The organism is Streptomyces sp. NPDC046303 (assembly GCF_055588085.1).
Window position 1 is genome coordinate 39,625 of record NZ_JBVJFA010000027.1, and the last position, 14,998, is coordinate 54,622.

Below are 14,998 nucleotides of genomic sequence, written 5' to 3' on the forward strand. Positions count from 1 at the left end.
ACAGCCCACCGGACGCCACCGGCGGCCGTGCACCCCGGCCGGCTCCGCCCCGCCCCTTGACCCTTCCCCACCCAACCCCGGGACCCACCCATGACTGACAAGACCGCGGGCGGCGACGTCCGCCTCGCCGGGATCAGCAAGCACTACGGCACCTTCACCGCCGTGCACCCGCTGGACCTCACCATCCCCCAGGGCTCCTTCTTCGCCCTGCTCGGCGCCTCGGGCTGCGGGAAGACCACCACCCTGCGCATGATCGCCGGCCTGGAGGAGCCCTCCACCGGCACGGTCAGCCTCGGCGAACGCGAGGTCACCCACCTGCCCCCGTACAAGCGCCCGGTCAACACGGTCTTCCAGAGCTACGCCCTCTTCCCGCACCTGAACATCTACGAGAACGTCGCCTTCGGCCTGCGCCGCCGCGGCATCAAGTCGGTCAAGAAGCAGGTCGACGACATGCTGGAGCTGGTCCAGCTCGGCCAGTTCGCCCAGCGCAAGCCGCACCAGCTCTCCGGCGGACAGCAGCAGCGCGTGGCCGTCGCCCGCGCGCTGATCAACCACCCCCAGGTGCTCCTCCTCGACGAGCCGCTCGGCGCCCTCGACCTCAAGCTGCGCCGCCAGATGCAGCTGGAGCTCAAGCGCATCCAGACCGAGGTCGGCATCACCTTCGTGCACGTCACGCACGACCAGGAGGAGGCCATGACCATGGCCGACACGGTCGCCGTGATGAACGGCGGGCGCGTGGAGCAGCTGGGCGCCCCGGCCGAGCTGTACGAGAACCCGGGCACCACCTTCGTCGCCAACTTCCTCGGCACCTCCAACCTCATCGAGGCCTCGGTGGAGTCCGCCGGCTCCGAGGTGGTGGTCGCCGCCTCCGGTACGAAGCTGCGGCTGCCCGCGGCCCGCTGCGCGACCAGCCCCCGCAGCGGCGGCAAGCTGCTGGTCGGAGTGCGCCCGGAAAAGATCTCCCTGGTCCACGCCGACGAGGAGCACACCATCGCGGCCGGCCGCAACCAGGTCCCCGGCCGGATCGCGGACTCCTCCTTCATCGGCGTGTCCACCCAGTACGTCATCGACAGCCCGGTCTGCCCCGGGCTGGAGGTGTACGCGCAGAACATCGAGCGGGACGGCCGCCTCGTGCCCGGCGCCGAGGTGATCCTGCACTGGAACCCGGAGCACACCTTCGGCCTGGACGCCGCCCAGGACATCGACGCGGGCATCGAGACGGTCGAGGAGTCCGCGTGACCGGGCCCGCGGTGAACACAGCGCCGCCCCAGGCGCCCGCCCCCGCCGAACCCCCGGTGCACAAGCCGTCCGCGCGCAAACGCCTCGTCCCGTACTGGCTGCTGCTCCCCGGCATCCTGTGGCTGCTGGTCTTCTTCGTGCTGCCGATGGTCTACCAGGCCTCCACCTCGGTGCAGACCGGCTCGCTCGAAGAGGGCTTCGAGGTCACCTGGCACTTCCGGACCTACTGGGACGCCTTCACCGAGTACTACCCGCAGTTCCTGCGCTCCCTGCTGTACGCGGGCACCGCCACCCTGCTGTGCCTGCTGCTGGGATACCCGCTGGCCTACCTGATCGCCTTCAAGGCGGGCCGCTGGCGGGGCCTGCTGCTGGTGCTCGTCATCGCGCCGTTCTTCACCAGCTTCCTGATCCGCACCCTCGCCTGGAAGACGATCCTGGCCGACGGCGGCCCCCTGGTCGCCGTCCTCAACGGCATCGGCTTCCTCGACGTCACCAGCTGGATGGGCCTCACCCAGGGGGAGCGGGTCCTGGCCACGCCCCTCGCGGTGGTCTGCGGTCTGACGTACAACTTCCTCCCCTTCATGATCCTTCCGCTGTACACCTCGCTGGAGCGCATCGACACCCGCCTCCACGAGGCGGCCGGTGACCTGTACGCCCGCCCCGCGACGGTCTTCCGGAAGGTGACCTTCCCGCTCTCCATGCCGGGTGTGGTCTCCGGGACCCTGCTCACCTTCATCCCGGCGAGCGGCGACTACGTGAACGCCGAACTGCTCGGCTCCACGGACACCCGGATGATCGGCAACGTCATCCAGTCGCAGTACCTGCGGATCCTGGACTATCCGACGGCGGCCGCGCTGTCCTTCATCCTCATGGCCATTGTGCTGATCATGGTCACCATCTACATCCGCCGAGCGGGGACGGAGGACCTGGTCTGATGCGTTGGCTTCGCCGCAATCTCGTAGTGATCGCCGGTCTCGGCACCCTCGCGTACATGATCCTGCCGAACGTGGTCGTCACCGTCTTCTCCTTCAACAACCCCACCGGGCGGTTCAACTACGCCTGGCAGGAGTTCTCGCTCGACGCGTGGAAGGACCCCTGCGGGGTCGCCGACCTGTGCGGCTCCCTCGCGCTCTCGCTCCAGATCGCCCTGTGGGCGACCCTCGGCGCCACCGTCCTGGGCACCGCGATCGCCTTCGCGCTCGCCCGCTACCGCTTCACGGCGCGCGGCGCGGTCAACTCGCTGATCTTCCTGCCCATGGCCATGCCCGAGATCGTGATGGCCGCCTCGCTGCTCGCGCTCTTCCTCAACATGGGCGTCCAGCTGGGCTTCTGGACGATCCTCATCGCCCACGTCATGTTCTGCCTCAGCTTCGTCGTCGCCGCCGTCAAGGCGCGGGTGCTGTCCATGGACCCGCGGCTGGAGGAGGCCGCCCGCGACCTCTACGCGGGCCCGGTGCAGACCTTCGTACGGGTCACGCTGCCGATCGCGGCACCCGGTATCGCGGCGGGCGCACTGCTCTCCTTCGCGCTCTCCTTCGACGACTTCATCATCACCAACTTCAACTCGGGCAACACCGTCACCTTCCCCATGTTCGTGTGGGGATCGGCCCAGCGCGGTACGCCCGTGCAGATCAACGTCATCGGAACGGCGATGTTCGTCATCGCCGTACTGGTGGTCCTCGCCGGCCAGATGGCCGGCAACCGCCGCAAGAAGGCACAGCCGAAGTAGAGCCCTGTAGGGAGTTGGAAGCCATGGCCCCAGTCGCCATGCGTAGCGTTGCGAAATCCCTTTCCGAAGCGAAGCCGGTCTCGTACTGGCTGGACGACCCCGGCAAGCCCGCCGCGCAGCCGGCGCTCACCACCGACGAGCGGTGCGACCTGCTGGTCATCGGCGGCGGCTACAGCGGGCTGTGGACGGCGCTGCTCGCCAAGGAGCGCGACCCCGGCAGGGACGTGGTGCTGATCGAGAGCAAGGAGGCGGGCTGGGCCGCCTCCGGCCGCAACGGCGGTTTCTGCGCCGCCTCCCTCACCCACGGATTCGCCAACGGGCTGGCCCGCTGGCCCGGCGAGCTCGCCAAGCTGGAGGAGCTGGGCGCCCGCAACCTCGACGCCATCGAGGAGGCGGTCGCCCGCTACGGCATCGACTGCGACTTCGAGCGCACGGGCGAGATCGACGTGGCCACCGAGCCCCACCAGGTCGAGGAACTGCGCGCACTCCACGAGGAGGCCCGGCGGCTCGGCCTCGCGGGCGGCTACGAGTGGCTCGACGGCGACGCGCTGCGCGCCGAAGTGGACTCACCGGCCTTCCTCGCGGGCCTGTGGGACCGAGACGGCGTCGCCATGCTCCATCCGGCGAAGCTGGCCTGGGGCCTCAAGCAGGCCTGTCTGGACCTCGGGGTGCGGATCTACGAGAACACCCGCGGCCTGAAGATGGCCTCGGCGGGCCGGGGCATGACCGTCCAGACCCCCTACGGCACGATCCTCGCGCGCCGGGTCGCCCTGGGCACCAACATCTTTCCTTCGCTGGTCCGCCGCATCCGCCCGTTCACCGTGCCGGTCTACGACTACGCGCTGATGAGCGAGCCGCTGGACGAGGCGCAGCTCGCCTCGGTCGGCTGGAAGAACCGGCAGGGGCTGGGCGACAGCGCCAACCAGTTCCACTACTTCCGGATCACCAAGGACCACCGGATCCTGTGGGGCGGCTACGACGCGATCTACCCCTACCGCGGGAAGCTCGACTCCGAGTACGACCACCGGCCCGAGACCTACCTCAAGCTCGCGGAGCACTTCTTCACCGCCTTCCCGCAGCTGGAGGGCCTGGGGTTCAGCCACGCCTGGGGCGGCGCGATCGACACCTGCTCGCGCTTCTCCGCCTTCTTCGGCACCGCGCACTCCGGGAAGGTGGCCTACGCGTCCGGATACACCGGGCTCGGGGTCGGCGCCACCCGCTTCGGCGCGGACGTGATGCTGGACCTGCTCGACGGGGTCCCCACCGAGCGCACCCGGCTGGAGATGGTCAGGTCCAAGCCGATGCCGTTCCCGCCCGAGCCCTTCGCCTGGACGGGCATCACCCTCACCAAGTGGTCGCTGGCCCGCGCCGACCGCCACGGCGGGCACCGCAACCTCTGGCTGCGGACGCTCGACCGCCTCGGCCTCGGTTTCGACAGCTGACCCGCCGCGAGCCGTCCCGGTCCGGCGGGATCCGCCGAGTGGACGCCCGCACGCCCCCGGCGCACACCGCCGCCCGTCCCGTGACCCGCTTCACCACCATGGAGTAACGGAACCCGCGTCATAGCCGCGCCCGGCCGCGCTCTCTCCCGGTGAGAACCCTTCACCGCACGAGACGAACGGAGGCCGGGCGATGACGACGCCGGGGGAAAAGACGGCAGTGGAATGGCTCGTATCGGTGGCGCCGGATCCCGACGCCTGCCGGTGGGAGTGGGAGCGCAACCCCCTCGGGGTGGTCCTCCTGCCCGCCGGCCGGCGCTGGGACGTGCTGATCCTGCCCGGGGAACTGGGGCAGGCCACCCTCGACGTACTGAACCTGCTCCTCGAACGGCCCGGCCCCGTGCTCGCCGACTTCGGCGACTCGCGGCTGGGCTTTTTCGTGCCTCCGGGCACCGCGTCCCGCTGGATCGGCACGGGCGTGCGGGGAGCGGGCCGCGGGACCTGGATCGTGGTCCCGTACCCGGGCCGGGCGACCGGCGGAGTGCGCTGGCTGGTGCTCCCCGACGGGCAGGGGACGCTCACCGATCCGGCCGTGCTGGAGCTCGCGATGCACGAGGCGGCCGCGCGCGTGGTGGCCGAGGAGGGCCGGAAGCCTTGACAAGGATATTGGTCTGGACCATGTTGGTCGCCGCTGACCCCCTCCATCCCCCCATGTTCCGGAGGCAGTTGTGCGCAGAGCCTGGTCCCTCCTTACGGCCGCCGCCCTGGCGGCGGCCGGCTTCCTCGCCGCGGGCCCGCCGGCCGCGGCGGCCGACGCCGACCTCGTCCGCAACGGCGGCTTCGAGGCCGGCCTGGACGGCTGGAACTGCTCGGCGGGCAGCGCAATGCCCGTCACCACCCCCGTCCACAGCGGGAGTTCCGCCCTCAAGGCGACCCCGGCCGGGCAGGACAACGCCCGCTGCGCCCAGACCGTCGCCGTCACGCCCGGCTCGGCGTACACGCTGGCCGCCTGGGTGCAGGGCGCGTACGTGTACCTCGGCGCGAGCGGGACCGGCACCACCGACGTGTCCGCCTGGACCCAGAGCCCGGGCGCCTGGAAACAGCTGACGACCACCTTCCGCACCGGCCCGTCGACCACCTCCGTGACCGTCTACACCCACGGCTGGTACGGCCAGCCCGCCCACTTCACCGACGACCTCACCCTGATCGGCCCCGATCCCGGCGGCCCCGGTCAGCCCCTGCCGCCGGCCGCCCCCACCGGCCTGAGCGCGAGCGCCACCTCGTCGACCTCGGTGTCCCTGTCCTGGCCGGCGGTGGCCGGAGCCACCTCGTACACCGTCCACCGGGACGGCGCCGCGCCCCTGTCCGTCCCCTCCGCCCCAGCGGCCGTCACCGGCCTCGCCCCGTCCACGACGTACACCTTCCGGGTCAGCGCGGTGAACGCGGCGGGCGAGTCCCCCCAGAGCGCGCCCGTCTCCGTCACCACGGCGAGCGGCGGCGGTGGGGGTGGCGGCCTGCCCCCGCACGCGCTCGTCGGCTACCTGCACGCGAGCTTCGCCAACGGCTCCGGCTACGTGCGGATGGCGGACGTGCCCGCCTCCTGGGACGTCATCAACCTCGCCTTCGGCGAACCGACTTCCGTGACCTCGGGCGACATCCGCTTCCGGCTCTGCCCGGTCGCCGAGTGCCCGAACGCCGAGACCCCGGCCGAGTTCAAAGCGGCCGTCAAGGCCAAGCAGGCCGCGGGCAAGAAGGTGCTGATCTCCATAGGCGGCCAGAACGGCCAGGTGCAGCTCGCGACCACGGCCGCCCGCGACACCTTCGTCTCCTCCGTCCGCACGATCATCGACGAGTACGGCCTCGACGGCCTCGACATCGACTTCGAGGGCCACTCCCTCTCGCTGGCCGCCGGGGACACCGACTTCCGGGCCCCCACCACGCCGGTGATCGTCAACCTGATCTCGGCCCTGAAGACCCTGAAGGCCGCCTACGGCCCGGACTTCGTCCTGACGATGGCCCCCGAGACCTTCTTCGTCCAGCTGGGCTACCAGTTCTACGGCTCCGGCCCCTGGGGCGGCCAGGACCCGCGCGCCGGCGCCTACCTCCCGGTCATCCACGCCCTGCGCGACGACCTCACCCTGCTCCACGTCCAGGACTACAACTCCGGCCCGGTCATGGGCCTCGACAACCAGTACCACTCCATGGGCGGCGCGGACTTCCACATCGCCATGACCGACATGCTGCTCACCGGCTTCCCGGTCGCCGGGAACACCGCCCGCGTCTTCCCGCCGCTGCGCCCGGAGCAGGTGGCCATCGGCCTGCCGGCCACGACGAACGCGGGCAACGGCCACACCCCGCCCGCCGAGGTGAACAAGGCCCTGGACTGCCTGACGAAGAAGACGAACTGCGGCGGCTACGCGACGCACGGCACCTGGCCCGCGCTGCGCGGCCTGATGGCCTGGTCGATCAACTGGGACCGCTTCGGCGGCGGGGAGTTCAGCCGGAACTTCGACGCGTACTTCCCGGGCGCAGCCGGCTGACCCACCGCACGCCGAGCAGCAGGGGCGCGCACAGCAGCAGGCTGGCCAGTACGTCCAGCGGCCAGTGCCAGCCCCGCAGGACCAGCCCGGCGGGTGTACGGGCGCACGAGCAGGGCCGCGCCGATGTACGCGACGGCCGCCGTGGCGGTGTGGCCCGAGGGGAAGTAGCCGGCGGCCCAGGGCTCCAGGGGGCCCGGGCGGGCGGTCCACTGCTTGAACGGGATGACCAGGGCCGGCACCAGGGCCATCGCCAGCCCGGCCGCCGCGGCCGCCCGGGCCGCGAGGCGCCGGCCGCGCCAGACGGCGCAGGCCATGGCGAGCACGAGGACGGGCACGGCGACGGGCACGTTGCCCAGATCCGAGAGGCGTTCGGTGACGGAGTCCGGGACCGTGCGCACCAGGGCGCGGCTCAGCGCGCGGTCCGGGGTCAGCAGCGGGCCGGAGACCAGCACCTGCCAGGTGACCAGGGAGAAGAGGAGGCCGCAGACCGCGGCGGCCAGGAGGGGAGTGGCCGGCCGTCCCGGAACAGGGGGGATGGTTCCGGGACGGCCGCCCGGATCGGGTTGCCGCTCGCCCCGGGGGGTTTGGGGCGGTCGGCCGTCCGATCGGTGAGGAGTGTGCGCGAACGCATGCCCAGTACGGCGCTGGGGAAGCCCGGTACTGGAATCGCCCCCGGTTGCCCGAGAGCGGGGTGTCTCACTCATCTGCAGAAACCGTACGGCAGCGAGAGGGGGGCCGACAGCAGGAACGCGCACCCGCCATCGGCCCCCCACACCTTCTTCACAGCGTCCGACCGTTACCGCCGGTAGGAACCGGGCGCTGCGCTCGCACGTTCTAGCACTTCGATCAGATGCCCGCGAACGCGGCCTCGAGGATGTCCAGGCCCTCGTTCAGCAGGTCCTCGCCGATGACGATCGGCGGGAGGAAGCGGAGCACGTTGCCGTAGGTGCCGCAGGTGAGGACGAGCAGGCCCTCGGCGTGGCAGGCCTTGGCCAGCGCACCGGCCGCCTCCGGGAACGGGGTCTTGGACGCGGGGTCCTTGACCAGCTCGATCGCGATCATGGCGCCGCGGCCCCGGATGTCGCCGATGATCTCGTACTTCTCCTGCATGGCCGTCAGGCGGGCCTTCATGAGGGACTCGATCTTCTTCGCCGCGGCGTTGAGGTCGAGCTCCTTCATGGTCTCGATGGAGCCGAGCGCACCGGCGCAGGCCACCGGGTTGCCGCCGTAGGTGCCGCCCAGGCCGCCCGCGTGCGCGGAGTCCATGATCTCGGCGCGGCCCGTCACGGCGGCGAGCGGCAGACCGCCCGCGATGCCCTTGGCGGTGGTGATCAGGTCCGGGACGATGCCCTCGTCCTCGCACGCGAACCACTGGCCGGTGCGGCAGAAGCCGGACTGGATCTCGTCGGCGACGAAGACGATGCCGTTGTCGTTGGCGAACTTCACGATCGCCGGGAGGAAGCCCTTGGCCGGCTCGATGAAGCCGCCCTCGCCGAGCACCGGCTCGATGATGATCGCGGCGACGTTGTCGGCGCCGATCTGCTTGGTGATCTGGTCGATCGCCTGGGCGGCGGCCTCGGGGCCGCAGTTCTCGGCGCCGGTGGGCCAGCGGTAGCCGTAGGCGACCGGGACGCGGTAGACCTCGGGGGCGAACGGACCGAAGCCCTGCTTGTACGGCATGTTCTTCGAGGTCAGCGCCATCGTGAGGTTCGTACGGCCGTGGTAGCCGTGGTCGAAGACGACGACGGCCTGGCGCTTGGTGTACGAACGGGCGATCTTGACGGCGTTCTCGACGGCCTCGGCGCCGGAGTTGAACAGCGCCGACTTCTTCGCGTGGTCACCCGGGGTGAGCTCGGCGAGGGCCTCGCAGACCTCCACGTAGCCCTCGTAGGGGGTGACCATGAAACAGGTGTGGGTGAAGTCCGCGAGCTGCGCGGAGGCGCGCCGCACGACGGCCTCGGCGGAAGCGCCGACCGAGGTCACGGCGATGCCGGAGCCGAAGTCGATCAGACGGTTGCCGTCGACGTCCTCGATGATTCCGCCGCCCGCGCGGGCCGTGAAGACGGGGAGCACGGAGCCCACGCCGCCGGCCACCGTCTCGAGGCGGCGGGCCTGCAGCTCCTGCGACTTGGGGCCGGGGATCGCGGTGACGATGCGGCGCTCCTGCGGGACAGCGGTCATAGAGGGCTCCTGGGGGGTGTTTTCGGACGCACTTGTGTCTTTGTCCGCAGGCTAGGCCCGGCGGAGGGGGTACTGCATGCTCCGTTCGGGAGTGGTGCCCGCGTGTCCTTGTCCGTGACGGCCATAGGAAGGACCGCGGAGCGGCTTCACCGGACTTGGGCGGACGCCGCGCGGCGAAACCCGTGCGGGTACGGCCCACGGCCGCCGCCCGGCAACTACATTGAGCGGCGCAGCGCAGGAACGGGCAGGGGGCAGGGGTTTCATGGACACCGACGGCACGCACGAGACGCGCCCGCCAGGGACCGGGCGGATCCCCCGGCCGGCAGGCCCGCCGGTCCCGGGTCTTCCCCCCAAGCCCTCCCACGCGCCCGCGGCCGGGCCGTCGCTCGGCGAATGGCTGCGCGTCCCGCGCGCCTCGGACGGGCCCGGCGTCTGGTCGTACGGACACGTGCCGCGGGCCGCCGAGGAGCCCGAGGAGACCCCGACCCGCCAACTGGTCAGCGGAGCCCTGATCGCCCTGCTGGCCGGGCTGCTCCTGTGGTCCCTGCTGTGGAACGGCTACCTCGGGGGCTTCTGGCTCTGGCCCCTCTACATGTTCACCCCCGACTCCTGGGCCGGGACGCTCCCCTCGGTCGTGGCCGCGTACGTCTGGTACGCGATCGTCGCCGGCATCCTGGCGACGGGCTTCGGACGCCTCGGCCGCTGGGGCGAGCTGGGCCGCCGCATCCTCACCAGCCGCCCCGTCCGCGCCGTGCACGCGGCCGCCCCGGACCGTCCCGAGGCGGGCGGCGCGGACGACCCCACGCGCTGGCCGCAGCTGCGGGCCGCCGGGCTGGCCGAGGCCGCCGACCGGCTGGAGGGGGAGGCCGGGGCCGGGCGGATGAACGACGTGGACTACACGCGCATCCGGCGGGCCTGGGACTCCGTACGGGCCGACCCCTCCCGCCTGCGGGCCTTCGCCGAGGCCGTGCGGGACAAGGGCGCCGGCGCCTGCGTGCACCCGTCCGGGGCCCGGGACCTGCCCGTCCGCGCCGCCCGCCACGACCTGCTGGCCCGGCAGGTGCGGCTCGGCACCGTCGAGGACGGCCCCCGCAACCCCTACGTCCGCCGCGGCACCTCGCTCGCGCTGGACCCCGACGTGCTGGGCACCTCGCTGCTCGCTGTCGGCCCCTCCGGATCCGGCAAGACCCGCCGCCTGGTCCGGCCCGTGGTCGAGTCCCTCGCCCTCCAGGCGCTCGCCGGCCAGGCCGCCGTCGTCGCCGTCGGCGCGGCCGGGGCCCAGCTCGGCCCGGACGCCGCCTACGACGTCGTGGTGCGCATCGGCGATCCCGGATCCGTCTACGACCTCGACCTGTACGGCGGCAGCACCGACCCGGACGAGGCCGCCACCCTCCTCGCCGAGGCCTTCGTCGGGGACGTACCCGGCATCGAGGTGCGCCGGGCCGCGACCGCGCTCGCCCAGCTCCTCGGCCCGTTCCGCACGGCCTACGGCCGCTTCCCCGCCGTGCCCGAGCTGCGCGAACTGCTCGACCCGCTGCCCGACGCCTTCGCCGCGCTGCGCCGGGAGCTGGCCGACTCCGGACACCACGCGATGCTGCGCGAACTCGACGCACGGGAACGGCAGCACCGGGCCCCCGGCGACCCCGGACCGGCCCTCGCCGACCGGGTGGCGCTGCTCGACCGGCCCGCCTTCGCCGCCTTCTTCGACACCACCGGCCAGAACCGGCCGTTCTCCCTGCGGACCCTCGAGCACCCCATCCGCGTCCGCGTCGACCTGCCCGAGCGCGGCCACGCCGACGCCTCGCGGATCCTGGCCCGGCTGCTGCTCGCCCAGTTCAACGCCGCCGCGGCCGCCCGCACCGACCGCTCCCTCTTCGCCTTCCTCGCCTTCGACGACGCCTCGCACACCCTGACCCCGCAGACCGTCCGGGGCGTGCAGCGGCTGCGCTCCGCGAACGCGGGAGTGCTGCTCACGCTGCGCACGCTGGACGACGTACCGGAGGAACTGCGGACGCCGCTGCTCGGCGCGGCCGGCTGCCGCATGGCCTTCTCCGGGGTCACCACCTGGGACGGCAAGCGCTTCGCCGAGGCCTGGGGCACCGAGTGGGTGGAGACGCGCGACGTCACCCACCGCACCGTCTTCGCCGACCAGCCGCTGACCCGGCTGATCCACGCCTTCCGCAAGCTCGTCACCGGCAAGGCCGTCACCACCGACGCGGTCACCGTGCGGCAGGTGGAGCGCGAACGGTGGTCGGCCTCGGACCTGGCGCACGCGGTGCCGCCGGGGCACGCGGTGCTGTCCCTGACCTCGGTGCAGGGCGAGAGGGCGGCTCCGCTGCTGGTCCGGCTCGGCGGAACGACCTGAACGGACCCGTACGAGGTGGCAGAATCGAGGGGAGCCGTTCATACGACACGGCGAAATCGGGCGCGGCTGCCCTGATGGCCTTGGCCTTCTGTCGCCCCCCTTCCGCCGTCCCCTCCCGCTAAGGCCCCGGTAACCGATGCCGCTCACCCTCGCCTCGCTCGTCCAGCACTCGGCGCTCAAACTCAGCGTCCGGGCGGGGGAGGGCCGCCTCGACACCCCCGTGCGCTGGGCCCACGTCAGCGAACTCGCCGACCCCGTGCCCTACATGGAGGGCGGCGAGCTGCTCCTGATCACCGCGATGAAGCTGGACGCGGAGGACCCGCAGGAGATGGGCCGCTACGTGCGCCGCCTCGCCGCGGCCGGGGTCGTGGGCATCGGTTTCGCGGTCGGCGTCAACTACGAGGCGATCCCCGAAGCGCTGGTCGAGGCCGCCCGGAAGGAGGACATGCCGCTGCTGGAGGTCCCGCGGCGGACCCCCTTCCTCGCCATCAGCAAGGCCGTCTCCGCCGCCCTCGCGGCCGACCAGTACCGGGCCGTGACCGCCGGTTTCGAGGCGCAGCGGGAGCTGACGCGCGCCGCGCTGTCCGCCGACGGGCCGGCCGAGCTGCTGTCGAAGCTGGCCGCGCACGTGCACGGCTGGGCCGCCCTCTACGACACGTCGGGGGCGGTCGTCGCGGCCGCCCCCGACTGGGCCGCCCGGCGCGCCGCCCGGCTCACCCCTGACGTGGAGCGGCTGCGGGAGCGGCCCGCGCCCGCGAGCGCCGTCGTCGGCGGCTCGGAGGACCGGGTCGAACTGCAGTCCCTGGGCACGGGCCGGCGGGCGCGCGGCGCCCTGGCCGTCGGCACCGGGGCCCCGCTGGGCACGGCCGAGCGGTACGCCGTGCATTCGGCGGTCGCCCTGCTCACCCTCACCACCGAGCGCTCCCGCTCGCTGCACGACGCCGAGTCCCGGCTGGGCGCGGCGGTGCTGCGGATGCTGCTGGCCGGGGAGGCCGAGCACGCGCGGGCCGTCGCCGGGGACCTGTACGGGGGCCTGCTGGAGGCGCCGTTCCGGCTGATCACGGCCGAGGCCGCGCTGCCGGGCACGGCCCAGCCCCAGGGGCTGGCCCTGCTGGCCGACGCGGTGGAGTCGGCGGCCTCCCGCAGCGGGGAGCCGCTGCTGGTGGTCCCCGAGCCCGGCCGGCTGGTGGTCCTGGCCGCCGACGGGGGAGCGGCCGTCCAGGCCTGCACGGACCACGCGGAACTCCTGGAGGCGCGGCGCGGGCGGGACGCCGCCGGCCCCGAGCCCGACGAACTGGTGGTCGGCCTGTCCGCGGCGGCCGGTCCGGGCACCGTCGCGGCGGCGCTCAAACAGGCCGACCAGGCCCTGGCCGTGGCCCGGCGGCGGGGACGGCCGATGGTGGAGCACGAGGAGATGGCGGCGGGCTCGGTCCTGCCGCTGCTGGCCGACGACGCCGTACGGGCCTTCGCGGACGGCACCCTGCGCGCGCTGCGGGAGCACGACGCGACCGGGCGCGGAGACCTGGTGGCCTCGTTGCAGGCCTGGCTCTCCCGGCACGGCCAGTGGGACGCGGCCGCCGCCGACCTCGGCGTGCACCGGCACACCCTGCGCTACCGGATGAAACGGGTCGAGGAGATCCTCGGCCGCTCCCTGGACGACCCGGACGTCCGCATGGAGCTCTGGCTCGCCCTCAAAGCCTCCCCGAGCCCGTCGTAGGCCGTTCGAGGCGCGGGCCCGGCCGGGCGGAGCCCCGCCAACGGCGCCGCGCCCGCACCCGTACCGCGTGCCCGCCGCAGGCGCCCGGCACGGCCGCGACCCCCACGGACACTGACAAAGCGGCGCGGCCCCCGCCGCGCGTACTACACCCCGGCTAAACGACGAATCCCGGAGCGGGTCCTACCGTGGAGGGGACAAGCCCCCACCGCACACTCCGAAGGGCCGGGATTCGCATGACTTCCACCCACGCCTTCTGGCTCGCCGGCCGCCTGGCCACCGGCGAGGACAGCTTCGACGTCCACTCCCCGTGGGACGGCCGCCTGGTCGGCACGGTCAGCGTGCCCACCGACGCCCAGGTCGAAGAGGCCGTGGCCGCGGCGTACGCCGTGACGGCGGAGTTCTCGGCGACCCCCGCCCACGTGCGCGCCGCCGCCCTGGACCACGTGTCCAAGCGGCTCGCCGAGCGCACCGAGGAGATCGCCCAGCTGATCTCCGCCGAGAACGGCAAGCCGATCAAGTGGGCGCGCGGTGAGGTCGGCCGTGCGGTGTCCGTGTTCCGCTTCGCCGCCGAGGAAGCCCGCCGCTTCAACGGCGGAGAGGCCCAGCGCCTGGACACCGACGCCGGTGGCGTCGGCCGTCTCGCGCTGACCCGCCGCTTCGTCAAGGGTCCGGTCCTCGGCATCGCGCCGTTCAACTTCCCGCTGAACCTGTGCGCCCACAAGGTGGCCCCGGCCATCGCCGTCGGCGCGCCGATCATCCTCAAGCCCGCCCCGGCGACGCCCCTGTCCGGGCTGATCCTGGGCGAGCTGCTCGCCGAGACCGACCTCCCGGCCGGCTCCTGGTCGGTGCTGCCGGTCGCGAACGAGAAGATGCCCGCCCTGGTCAAGGACGAGCGCCTGCCCGTCATCTCCTTCACCGGCTCCGACACCGTCGGCTACGCCATCCAGCAGTCGGTGCCCCACAAGCACTGCACGCTGGAGCTCGGCGGCAACGCCGCGGCCGTGGTCCTCGCCGACTGGTCCTCCGAGGCCGACCTCGACTGGGCCGCGACCCGTATCGCGACCTTCTCGAACTACCAGGCCGGCCAGTCCTGCATCTCCGTGCAGCGCGTGATCGCCGACGCCTCCGTCTACGACCGCCTCGTCGAGAAGGTCGTCGAGAAGGTCCAGGCCCAGGTCACCGGCGACCCCTCCGACTCCGCCACCGACGTCGGCCCCCTCGTCTCCGAGAGCGCCGCCCAGCGGGTCGAGTCCTGGGTCGACGAGGCCGTGTCCGCCGGAGCCAAGCTGCTCACCGGCGGCAAGCGCGAGGGCGCCTCGTACGAGCCCACCGTCCTCGCGGAGGTCCCGGCGGGCGTCAAGCTCGCCACCGAGGAGGTCTTCGGGCCGGTCCTCACCCTCACGAAGGTGGAGAACACCGACGAGGCCTTCGCCGCGGTGAACGACTCGAAGTTCGGCCTGCAGACCGGCGTCTTCACCCGCGACATCCAGGTCGCCTTCCGTGCCCACCGCGAGCTCGAGGTCGGCGGCGTGGTCGTCGGCGACGCGCCGTCCTACCGCGCCGACCAGATGCCCTACGGCGGCGTCAAGCAGTCCGGTGTGGGCCGCGAGGGTGTCCGCTATGCGATGGACGACTACACGTACGAGCGAGTCCTGGTCCTGACCGGCCTCGACATCTGATCTCGTACGGCCAAAAAGCCGACGGCCGGAGCCTACTGTGCGGGGGCTCCGGCCGTCCCCCTTTTCCATTCCGCCCACATTGGGTACGACTCACAGGTAGCACCGGCTG

Annotated in this window: 10 protein-coding genes; 9 read left to right on the forward strand and 1 reads right to left on the reverse strand. The window is 72.7% G+C overall.

Translation table 11 applies throughout. The features are described from left to right. Window positions 1-90: 90 nt before the first annotated feature. From ACZ6I1_RS25685 to ACZ6I1_RS25710, 6 genes are all read left to right on the forward strand, one after another. Window positions 91-1,239 carry an ABC transporter ATP-binding protein gene (locus tag ACZ6I1_RS25685; RefSeq protein WP_469290902.1) on the forward strand — a complete coding sequence of 383 codons (1,149 nt, stop codon included), beginning with the start codon at window positions 91-93 and terminating at the stop codon, window positions 1,237-1,239. Then, complete coding sequence (locus tag ACZ6I1_RS25690) at window positions 1,236-2,174, forward strand: ABC transporter permease (RefSeq protein ID WP_469290904.1); 939 nt, start codon at window positions 1,236-1,238, stop codon at window positions 2,172-2,174. The genes ACZ6I1_RS25685 and ACZ6I1_RS25690 overlap by 4 nt, the downstream gene beginning before the upstream one ends. Then, the gene (locus ACZ6I1_RS25695; RefSeq protein ID WP_469290906.1) at window positions 2,174-2,968 is read left to right on the forward strand and encodes an ABC transporter permease; all 795 of its coding nucleotides are present in this window, start codon (window positions 2,174-2,176) and stop codon (window positions 2,966-2,968) included. The genes ACZ6I1_RS25690 and ACZ6I1_RS25695 overlap by 1 nt, the downstream gene beginning before the upstream one ends. Window positions 2,969-2,991: 23 nt before the next feature. Continuing rightward, window positions 2,992-4,410, forward strand: coding sequence for an NAD(P)/FAD-dependent oxidoreductase (locus ACZ6I1_RS25700; RefSeq protein WP_469290908.1), 1,419 nt, complete (start codon window positions 2,992-2,994; stop codon window positions 4,408-4,410). Window positions 4,411-4,600: 190 nt separating this feature from the next. Further along, the gene (locus ACZ6I1_RS25705; RefSeq protein ID WP_469290910.1) at window positions 4,601-5,065 is read left to right on the forward strand and encodes a hypothetical protein; all 465 of its coding nucleotides are present in this window, start codon (window positions 4,601-4,603) and stop codon (window positions 5,063-5,065) included. Window positions 5,066-5,135: 70 nt separating this feature from the next. After that, entirely contained in the window at window positions 5,136-6,947 is a 1,812-nt protein-coding gene (locus tag ACZ6I1_RS25710; protein ID WP_469290912.1) for a chitinase, read from the forward strand. Between the two features lie 846 nt (window positions 6,948-7,793). Here ACZ6I1_RS25710 and gabT read toward each other — a convergent pair. After that, window positions 7,794-9,128 carry a 4-aminobutyrate--2-oxoglutarate transaminase gene (gene gabT, locus ACZ6I1_RS25715; protein ID WP_069922176.1) on the reverse strand — a complete coding sequence of 445 codons (1,335 nt, stop codon included), beginning with the start codon at window positions 9,126-9,128 and terminating at the stop codon, window positions 7,794-7,796. A gap of 262 nt (window positions 9,129-9,390) precedes the next feature. Here gabT and ACZ6I1_RS25720 point away from each other — a divergent pair, with 262 nt between their 5' ends. The 3 genes from ACZ6I1_RS25720 (at window position 9,391) to ACZ6I1_RS25730 (ending at window position 14,889) form a co-directional block, all read left to right on the forward strand. Beyond that, complete coding sequence (locus ACZ6I1_RS25720) at window positions 9,391-11,493, forward strand: type IV secretory system conjugative DNA transfer family protein (RefSeq protein ID WP_469290914.1); 2,103 nt, start codon at window positions 9,391-9,393, stop codon at window positions 11,491-11,493. 136 nt (window positions 11,494-11,629) lie between these two features. Next, complete coding sequence (locus tag ACZ6I1_RS25725) at window positions 11,630-13,210, forward strand: PucR family transcriptional regulator (protein ID WP_469290916.1); 1,581 nt, start codon at window positions 11,630-11,632, stop codon at window positions 13,208-13,210. 233 nt (window positions 13,211-13,443) lie between these two features. Further along, complete coding sequence (locus ACZ6I1_RS25730; protein ID WP_469290918.1) at window positions 13,444-14,889, forward strand: aldehyde dehydrogenase family protein; 1,446 nt, start codon at window positions 13,444-13,446, stop codon at window positions 14,887-14,889. Window positions 14,890-14,998 lie beyond the last annotated feature (109 nt).